9 protein-coding genes and 1 pseudogene are annotated in these 8,924 nt (G+C 61.9%); all 10 read left to right on the top strand.

The genetic code is table 11. From position 1 onward, the window contains the following. On the top strand, positions 1-397 hold a 397-nt coding region (locus WKB25_RS14280; protein WP_340571322.1), incomplete at its 5' end, for an NTP transferase domain-containing protein. Then, positions 394-762, top strand: a complete 369-nt coding sequence (locus WKB25_RS14275; RefSeq protein WP_340571321.1) for a hypothetical protein — start codon at positions 394-396, stop codon at positions 760-762. The genes WKB25_RS14280 and WKB25_RS14275, both read left to right, overlap by 4 nt. An 86-nt stretch (positions 763-848) precedes the next feature. After that, positions 849-1,592, top strand: coding sequence for a molybdate ABC transporter substrate-binding protein (gene modA / locus WKB25_RS14270; RefSeq protein ID WP_340571319.1), 744 nt, complete (start codon positions 849-851; stop codon positions 1,590-1,592). Positions 1,593-1,595: 3 nt separating this feature from the next. Next, entirely contained in the window at positions 1,596-2,279 is a 684-nt protein-coding gene (gene modB, locus WKB25_RS14265; RefSeq protein ID WP_340571318.1) for a molybdate ABC transporter permease subunit, read from the top strand. Next, a pseudogene (locus WKB25_RS14260) lies at positions 2,269-2,910 on the top strand (ATP-binding cassette domain-containing protein); the annotation flags it as partial. The gene modB and the pseudogene WKB25_RS14260, both read left to right, overlap by 11 nt. Before the next feature lie 342 nt (positions 2,911-3,252). After that, positions 3,253-4,158, top strand: coding sequence for a bestrophin family protein (locus WKB25_RS14255; RefSeq protein WP_340571317.1), 906 nt, complete (start codon positions 3,253-3,255; stop codon positions 4,156-4,158). Positions 4,159-4,275: 117 nt separating this feature from the next. Further along, positions 4,276-5,673, top strand: coding sequence for a sigma-54 dependent transcriptional regulator (locus WKB25_RS14250; protein WP_340571315.1), 1,398 nt, complete (start codon positions 4,276-4,278; stop codon positions 5,671-5,673). A 9-nt stretch (positions 5,674-5,682) separates the two neighbouring features. Then, positions 5,683-7,737 (top strand): cache domain-containing protein, encoded by a 2,055-nt coding sequence (locus WKB25_RS14245; RefSeq protein ID WP_340571313.1) that lies wholly within the window; start codon positions 5,683-5,685, stop codon positions 7,735-7,737. Then, positions 7,734-8,639 carry a DnaJ C-terminal domain-containing protein gene (locus WKB25_RS14240; protein ID WP_340571312.1) on the top strand — a complete coding sequence of 302 codons (906 nt, stop codon included), beginning with the start codon at positions 7,734-7,736 and terminating at the stop codon, positions 8,637-8,639. Before WKB25_RS14245 ends, WKB25_RS14240 begins: the two co-directional genes overlap by 4 nt. After that, complete coding sequence (locus tag WKB25_RS14235) at positions 8,636-8,914, top strand: chaperone modulator CbpM (RefSeq protein WP_340571311.1); 279 nt, start codon at positions 8,636-8,638, stop codon at positions 8,912-8,914. The genes WKB25_RS14240 and WKB25_RS14235 overlap by 4 nt, the downstream gene beginning before the upstream one ends. The last annotated feature ends 10 nt before the right edge of the window (positions 8,915-8,924 follow it).

Raw genomic sequence — 8,924 nt, 5'->3', positions numbered from 1 at the left:
TGGCAACTATCCGGCCTTCGGCAGCATTCCCGACCGCGTGGCGCGTTGCGGGCCCCTGGGTGGCCTGTACAGCGTGGCGATGCAGATGCCTGATGGCCCGGCCTGGGTGGTGCCGGTGGATACGCCCAATGTGACCCCGGCGCTGCTACAGCGGTTACGTGCTCGGCCCACAGCAGCCTGCACATTGTTTGCGGGCGAACCGTTGCCGATGCGATTGCAGATTGATGACCGTTGTCGGCGTGTGCTGCAGGAACTGATCGAGAATCCGACGGTGCACCGTTCAATACGCGCCGTGCAGGAACGCTTGGGGGCGATCGAACTGCCACTGGGTGACAGCGAACACAACCTGCTTCTTAACTGCAACACCCCAGCCGAGTTGGAGTTGTTCGCATCATGAAAGTCCTGCTGCAGCGTCAAGCCATTCGTCTGCGCGTCAATGAAGAAGAGTTGGCGCGATTGCTAGCCGGCGATTCGGTCGAGAACCTGACGCAGTTTGGCAGCGACTACGGCTGGGGCGTGGCGGTTTCATTGCACGCAGGAGAACAGGCGGAGCTTCTCCACGGAGGAGGCACGTACTGCCGACTGATGCTGCCTCACGAAATGATCCAGGCCTTGGCAACACGTTTGCCCTGTCGAGATGGCCTGGGTATTCGCATCGCGCTGGATGATGACAGCGTGTTGCAGCTTCAATTCGATGTAGATGTGCGTGACAGCTTGCGCCAACGAGGGCCGCACCGTCGCGCCCGCTCTGCCCAACACTGAGCGGGGGGTGGACAGACCATGTACCGCCTGCAATGCCAAGGATTGGCGGAGAAACCAATCTGTACCCAACCAAACGGGGAGCCAAGATGAAACGAGCGGGACTGTTGTTGCTGGGAATTCTGGCTGCGATGCCGGCCTGGTCGGCCGACCTGACGGTGTCGGCGGCGGCAAGCCTGACCGAGAGCTTCCGCGAGTTGGGCGCGGCCTACGAGAAGGCGCACCCGGGAACCAGGGTCGATTTCAACTTCGCTGCGTCTGGCGTACTGCTGCAGCAGATCAGCCGCGGTGCACCGGTGGATGTATTCGCCTCGGCCGATGAAACCACGATGGACCAGGCGCAGCAGCAGGGTCTGCTCGCCGCCGGCACCCGCGAGGTGTTCGCGGTGAACGCGCTGTGGGTGATGGTGCCACCGCAGGCCACCGCCGTACCGCGCACGTTGAAGGATCTGGCCGGTGCCGGCGTACAGCGCATCGCGCTGGGCAACCCGGACAGCGTGCCGGTCGGGCGCTATGCCAAGGGCGCACTGGAAGCGGCCGGGCTGTGGTCGTCGGTACAGAGCAAGGCCATCACCACGCAGAATGTGCGCCAATCGCTGGACTACGTCGCGCGTGGCGAAGTGGATGCCGGCTTCGTCTACGCCACCGATGCGCAGGCGATGCCCGACCGGGTGCGTCGCGCCTTCGCGGTACCGGTGGCGGGGCGTATTGCCTATCCGCTGGCGGTGATCAAGGCCAGTACGCAGCCGGCAGAGGCCAAGCACTTCGCTGCCTTCGTAGGTTCGCCGCAGGGCCAGGCGATCCTGGCCCGGCACGGATTCGGCAAGCCCTGAGGCATGGATCTGGACTGGAGCGCATTGGGGTTGTCGCTGAAAGTGGCGGGCTGGGCCACGGCGATCAATCTGGTGTTGGGCGTGGCGCTGGGCGCGCTGTTGGCGCGTCGGCGCTTTCCCGGCCGTGAGCTGCTGGATTCGCTGCTGACCCTGCCGATGGTGCTGCCACCGACGGTACTGGGCTACTACCTGCTGGTGCTGATCGGCCGCAACGGTCCGATCGGTGCGTGGCTGCAGTCGTGGTTCGGCATCAACCTGGTGTTTACCTGGCAGGCGGCGGTGATTGCCGCAGCGGTGGCCTCGCTGCCGCTGGTGTTCAAACCGGCACGCGCGGCGTTCGAGGAAGTGGACGGGCAGCTGGAGCAGGCCGCGCGCACGCTCGGTGTTTCCGAAGCGGCGGTGTTCTTCCGCATTACGCTGCCGCTGGCCTGGCGCGGCATCCTCGCCGGCCTGCTGCTGGCGTTTGCACGCGCGATGGGCGAATTCGGTGCCACGTTGATGGTGGCCGGCAGCATTCCCGGTCGTACGCAGACCTTGTCGATCGCCATCTATGAAGCCGTGCAGGCGGGGCAGGATGGCAAGGCCAATGCGCTGGTGATCCTGACATCGGTGGTATGCATCGTGACCCTGCTGCTGGCCGCGCGGCTGGTGGGTGGGCGCCGCCGGGAGCAGCGCGATGTGGCTTGACCTGCAGGTAAAGCGGCGCCTGCAGGCGGCCGGCCAGGATTTCGTGTTGGACGTATCGCTGCAGTGCACGCAGCAGCAGGTGGTGCTGTTCGGGCCCTCGGGCGCGGGCAAAAGCCTGACCCTGAAGGCGGTGGCCGGACTGCTGCGGCCAGGGCAGGGGCATGTACGCGTGCAGGGGCAGACCTTGTTCGATGCGGCCACCGGTGTGGATCTCCCGCCACAACGTCGCCGGCTGGGCTATGTGTTTCAGGACTACGCGCTGTTTCCGCACCTGAGCGTGCGCCAGAACGTGGCGTTCGGGCTGGAAAAGGGGTGGTTGAATCCGCGTGTGAGTCAGCGCTTCGATGCGGTGGAGCAGTGGTTGCACGCATTCCGCATCGACATGGTGGGCGATCTGCTGCCTTCACAGGTCTCCGGGGGCCAACGTCAGCGCACTGCGCTGGCACGTGCCCTGGTGACACAGCCGCAGGCGCTGCTGCTGGATGAGCCGTTCTCTGCGCTGGACCATGAGCTGCGCCAGCACCTGCGCCAGGAGCTGGAGGCCGTGCTGGGCCAAACCAACATTCCGTTGCTGCTGATCAGTCACGACCCAAAGGACATCGACATCTTCGGGCAACAGGTGGTGCGAATGGCCGCAGGTCAGAGGGGGCCTGGAGCAGAGGCCCGCCCGAATCGGACACATATGTCCGTCCAGTTCCCTCCAATCTCTGTGTCAAGCAGCTTACCGTCAACAGCCGTTGCAGCACGTCCTCCCAAGCAAACATTCCCGGCCGCTAATACTCATGCAACGCTTCAAGACACCCAGTGAGTCAGCTTCCTTCCAGAATCCTGGCAGCTTCCCAATCGGCTCAATTGACATGATCATGCCGCCAAGGGGCAAAAGATCTTGCCAGGCTCCAGGCATGCGGGCCCGCCAATCCATCGACGGGCGGCGGCGCGCTTCGGCAGTCCCATTGACGAACGAGAGGTCGACATGAGGAATGTTCGCCAAGACGTCGAAATGAGGATGCGGCGACAGCCGACGATGTGGGACATTGCATTTGCGGTCAAGGGCACAATTCTCCCGAAGATTGCGAGGCACTTGATCCTGATTGCGCTGATCAGCGTCGTTGCCATTCTTGCATCGCTCGAGCACCCCGGCATCTTTGCCAAATTCGGCTCGATTCCGTTTACGCTCATCGGCATCGCGCTGTCGGTGTTCATGAGCTTTCGCAACAACGCCTGCTATTCCCGGTGGTGGGAAGGACGGCATCTGTGGGGTGAGTTGATCATTGCCTGCAGATCGCTCGCGCGGCAGACAGCGGCACTCGACCCTGACGACCGGAAGCAGATCATTCGTGGCCTCTGCGGCTTCACAGCTGGGCTCTCGGCCCGTCTGAGGAGGAACAACGAGGCCGATGCGATTTGCCTCTGGTGCGATATCGGACCCGCCGCGCAAGGGCCCAATCCCACCAATGCGGTCCTCAACAGCATCGGTGAGCGGTGCCTGCGGCTTGTCAGAAGCGGAAGTATTGACTCCATCCAGTACTCCGTCCTGGATGGCCAGCTCAGTACGCTGGCGCGGATCCAGGGCGGCTGCGAGCGCATCCTCAATACGCCGGTGCCCTTCTCATACTCATTGCTGCTACATCGCACCGCCATAGTGTTCTGCACGACGCTGCCGTTCGCAATAGCAGGCTCGCTTGGCTGGTGGACGCTGTTGCCGGTGCTAATCGTGGGCTATACGTTCTTTGGTCTTGACGCGCTCGGACATCAGTTGGAAGAGCCTTTCAGCCTGGCCCCGAATGCGCTTCCGCTTTATTCGCTGCGACGGACCGTCGAATGCGAAATGATGTCGATCCTGGAGCTGGCAGGTACCCGCGATGAAGGCGAGCGATGAGACGCTATCCAGCGGGACAGGGGGAGGATGAAGTCGTGGCTATGGACCAGCGCCGACGCACTGAACCAGCGTAAAACACACTGCTTCTAACGATGCACTTACAGAACTGAGGGGAGTATGACGCCCAAGAGCGCCACCCGTACAACCGAAGAACACGCCGACAGTGATGCCGCATGGCCAGATCTTTCCGATTCGTCGATCCTGATTGTCGACGACGAACCCGGCATGCGCAGTTTCCTGGTACGCGCACTACGGCCACGATGCAAGGCAGTGGAGGCGGCAGCGAACACTGAAGAAGCGGAAAAGCACCTGGCCGAACGGCATTTCGACATTGTCGTCGTTGACAATGTGATGCCTGGGAAGAATGGCATCACCTGGTTGGAGGAACAGCGCCGGGAAGGAACGTCGGCTGACTTCATCCTGATCACCGCCTATGCGGACTTGGACTCGGCGATTGGCGCGATCCGTGCCGGGGCAGCCGATTTCCTGCTTAAGCCGTTCCGGACCAGTCAGCTGCTGGCGGCTCTCTCTCGCTGCCTGGAGCGCGGCCGGCTGCAGCGCGAGAACGCCGTCCTTCGTCACGAACTGCATGGTACCGGCACCCCTTCACTGTTACGCGACAAACTCACTGGAAGTTCGCGCGCCATCCAGGCAACTCGCGATCTGATCGCCAAGGTGGCGCCGCTCCCTAGCAGCGTGTTGTTCACCGGGGAGTCTGGCGTTGGCAAGGAGGTGGCTGCTCGATCGCTGCATTCGCTTTCCACACGCGCATCACACCCCTTTGTTCCCATCAACTGCGCCGCGTTCCCGGCCGATCTGATTGAAAGTGAACTGTTCGGTCACATGAAGGGTGCGTTCAACTGGGCTCATGCGACGCGCCAGGGTTTGGTGGCCTATGCCCAAGGCGGGACACTGTTCTTCGATGAGGTCGCCGACCTGCCGTTGGCATTCCAAGGCAAGCTCCTGCGCATGCTGGAGGAAAGGCGCATACGCCCAGTCGGAGCGGAACGCGAGACGCCCATCGACGTCCGTTTTGTTTTCGCCACCAACAAGAATCTGGTAGAGGCGGTGAAGGAGGGGACGTTCCGACCCGATCTTTTCTATCGGATCAATGTTCTGGAGGTGCAGCTTCCGCGCCTGCATGACCGGGGGGCCGACGTTCTGGAACTCGCAGCTGGGTTCATGCGCGAGCTGGGACTGCAGCTTGGCCTGCATCCTATTCCGTTCGATGAACGCACCCGTGCCTATCTCCAGCACTACGCCTGGCCGGGCAATGTCCGCGAACTGCACAACTACGTTGAGCGCAGCCTCATCCTCGGCCATTTCCCCTCGAACCTTGAGCGGCTGGAATCCTTGTCCGATCCGCGCAGTCGGCTGCTGTCCGAGGTCGAGCGCCGACACATCCTCGCCGTACTGCGGGAGACAGGTGGTGATCGCGAGCAGGCAGCCGGCATTCTGGGGATTTCGCGGAAGACCATCGACCGCAAATGCTCCAGCTGGAATGTCTCCGCATAGGGAATCACAATGAATCGTGTGCGCTCCGTCCGCTACCGCCTGCTGCTGATTGCGGTCCTGCCAATGATCGTGATCTTACCGTTGATCGTCGGTGTGCTCATCTACCAGTGGGACAAGCGTTTCGACGGGCTACTGTCGTCCAAGGTTGGCAGCGACCTGAAGATCGCTGGGCAATACATGAACCAGCTGCTGATCAACGACGGTGCATCACTATCTGCCATCGCCGATTCGGAGAGCTTCCATAGCGCCGTCGGCGGCGACAGGGCCGCTCTCAACGCGCTGCTTGCATCGAAGGCCCGTTCAGGTGCACTGGACTTCATTGCACTGCTTGATCGAGATGGCCGTCTTCTGGTCAGCAGCGAGCCGTCATCCAAGAAAGGGCTGGTGCTGAAGTGGCCAGTGATTGAGAAAGCCGCCAACGGCGTCTCGGACGTCCAAGTCGGTGTAGTGGAAGCGGGTGATCTGCGAGCGCTCTCTCCTCAGTTGGCAGCACGCGCGGAGATCGTCCGCCTGCCACAGCCAGGAGAGCAAGAGCCTCCAGCCCCACATGAGCAGCGCGGACTCATGATCCAAGCCGCCACGCCGGTGAACTTGCCCGGCGAGCAGCCAGGAGTACTGGTCGCGGGCACACTGCTGAACCATAACACCCACTTCATTGACCAGATCACCGACCTCATCTATCGGGACAACGGCCTGCGCTCGGGAAGCACCGGCATCGCGTCCCTGTTCCTCGGCAACACCCGCATCAGCACAAACGCCATGCTGCCCGGTGGGCGCCCAGCATCTGGCACAGATGCGTCAGCGGAGGTAGCTGCAGCAGTTCTTGGCCAAGGCAAGACCTGGCTGGCGAAGGCCTTCGTGGTCAACGACTGGTATGTCTCAGGCTATATGCCTATCCGGGATGGTCATGGCGCGCCGGTCGGGATGCTGTTCGTCGGCTTTTCGGACGAGCCGTTCGCCACCGCGCGTCGGAATGCAGTCAGCATGATTGTGCTCGGATGCCTCTTGGTTGCCGCCATCACCGTCCCCCTGTTTTTGTACATCGCCCGTGGGGTGTTCCGGCCACTGGAGAAAATGGACGCGGCAATTGCGCGGGTCAAGGCAGGGGATCGCAACGCCCGCGCAGGCGCAGGCGGCTCCAACGATGAGATTGGACGTCTGGCATCGCAGCTGGACCAAATGCTCGCCCAATTGCAGGACAACGAGCGGCAGCTGGTGGCCTGGAACGAAGAGCTCAACTCGCGGGTGGGGGAGCGGACGGCAGGGCTGGTGTTGGCCAACCGCAGACTGGAGGAAACGACGCAGCACCTCATCGTGAAAGAGAAGCTGGCAACCATTGGCGAGATCGCCGCAGGTGTTGCGCACGAGATCAACAACCCATTGGCCGTGATGCAGGGAAACCTCGATCTACTGCGTGACGCCGTGATCCACGACGCCGGACCAGCATGCAAGGAGGAGTTTGACCTCATCGAGGATCAGATCCAGCGTATCAGTACCATCGTGTCCAAGTTGCTGCAGTTCTCCAAGCCCAGCGAACACTCCGGGGAACACGAGCTGCTGGAGCCTTCGGCGCTGCTGTTGGAGACGTTGCCACTGATACAGCATCTGACCAAGCGGCAGCCCGTCGTGATCGAGAAGGCATTCCATTCGACCCGACTCATCACGGCGAACAGAGGAGAGGTCCAGCAGATCTTGGTCAACATCATGATCAATGCACTTCACGCCATGGCCGGCGGCGGCGTTCTAGGCCTAGCCACCGAGGACAGGGATGACATTCACGGTGTGTCTGGGGTAGCGCTGCGGATCTCCGACACCGGCAGCGGCATCCCGCAGGACATCCTGGAACGGATCTTCGAGCCTTTCTTCACGACCAAGCATCACCAGGGCACCGGGCTGGGCCTTTCTATCAGCCAAATGCTCGCTTCCCGTCAAAGAGGAACCCTCTCTGTGGCGAGCACAGGGGCAGCGGGAACCGTCATTGAACTATGGATGCCGGAGGCGACCGACGACGGTTCCAGCGCGCTGAACTCATCAAATGATATGAACGAGTGGAGGTTGGAGTGAGCAGTCCTTACGAGACACTTGGCATCGCCAGTGATGCCACAACGGACCAAATCAAGAAGGCGTACCGGAGGCTGGCCAGGAAGCTCCATCCCGACCTGAATCCAGGGGACAAGGCTGCGGAAGAAAAGTTCAAGGATGTCGCGAACGCTTATAGGCTGCTCGTCGATCCGGAGAAACGGGCACTGTTTGACCAGGGCGCAATCGACGAAACCGGAGCGGAGCGCCCACGTCGCGAATACTACCGCGACTATGCCCAGGCCGATGCGGGCTATGGCGATGGCGGCTTTGGCGGGTATGCCGACTTTGCCGAGGGCGGCGACCCCTTTGCCGAATTCTTCCGCAACACATCCAGTGCCCGCGCCAACCGTCGTGGTCAGGACCTCCGGTATCGGCTCCAGATCAGTCTTGCGCGCGCCATCGAGGGTGGCCCGGAACGCGTTGTCCTGGGCGATGGCGGGACGCTGGACGTGAACATCCCTCCGGGCGTGACCCAAGGGCAAACACTGCGCCTGCGGGGCAAGGGCGCAAAGGGTGCCGGCACCGGCGGAAACGGCGATGCCTTCATAGAACTGGAGATAGCACCGGATCCACGCTTCCTTGCCGAGGGCGATTCGCTCACGGTCGATGTACCCATTTCCTTGAAGGAAGCCGTCATCGGCGCACGCATTACCGTGCCGACCCCAACCGGTCATGCCGAGGTAGGCGTACCTGCCGGCTCAGATGGCAACACCCGGCTTCGGCTGAAGGGGCAGGGCATGCCACTACGTTCCGGTGGCCGTGGAGATGAATTCGTCCGATTGAAGATCGTTCTTCAGAAACCCATGGATGCCGAGCTGGCCCAGTTCGTGAAGAACTGGGAGACAGGGGCATCCTTCAATCCGCGAGAGGGAGGTGCAGCATGAGCGCATTGAACGAGGTTGTCAGTGTCCAGGATATCCTCGACCGGGCCGGCGTCGAGGAGGGCGTGCTGAGCCATTGGGTCCAGCTGGAGTGGATCTGTCCACAGCAAAGTGAAAATGGACCGGTCTACACGCGTGTAGACCTCAGTAGAGCACTTTTGGTTCGCGACCTCATGTTTGAAATGGAGGTCAATGAGGCGGGCGTGGATGTCGCGCTTCAGCTGATCGAGCAGGTGCATGGATTGCGGCGTTTGCTGCTGGCCATGCGTGATCGGTGACCCACTTCAG

It is taken from the genome of Stenotrophomonas sp. G106K1, assembly GCF_037969685.1.
GTDB classification, from domain to species: domain Bacteria; phylum Pseudomonadota; class Gammaproteobacteria; order Xanthomonadales; family Xanthomonadaceae; genus Stenotrophomonas; species Stenotrophomonas lactitubi.
Note: the sequence above shows the minus strand (reverse complement) of the source record. Positions and strands in the feature narration are given on the sequence as shown.

What these genes read in the sequence shown, in the direction of transcription:
- WKB25_RS14255 (WP_340571317.1), top strand. Translation starts at nt 3,253, where the DNA reads ATGAGGAATGTTCGCCAAGACGTCGAAATGAGGATGCGGCGACAGCCG.
- WKB25_RS14250 (WP_340571315.1), top strand. Translation starts at nt 4,276, where the DNA reads ATGACGCCCAAGAGCGCCACCCGTACAACCGAAGAACACGCCGACAGT.
- modB (WP_340571318.1), top strand. Translation starts at nt 1,596, where the DNA reads ATGGATCTGGACTGGAGCGCATTGGGGTTGTCGCTGAAAGTGGCGGGC.
- modA (WP_340571319.1), top strand. Translation starts at nt 849, where the DNA reads ATGAAACGAGCGGGACTGTTGTTGCTGGGAATTCTGGCTGCGATGCCG.
- WKB25_RS14235 (WP_340571311.1), top strand. Translation starts at nt 8,636, where the DNA reads ATGAGCGCATTGAACGAGGTTGTCAGTGTCCAGGATATCCTCGACCGG.
- WKB25_RS14245 (WP_340571313.1), top strand. Translation starts at nt 5,683, where the DNA reads ATGAATCGTGTGCGCTCCGTCCGCTACCGCCTGCTGCTGATTGCGGTC.
- WKB25_RS14275 (WP_340571321.1), top strand. Translation starts at nt 394, where the DNA reads ATGAAAGTCCTGCTGCAGCGTCAAGCCATTCGTCTGCGCGTCAATGAA.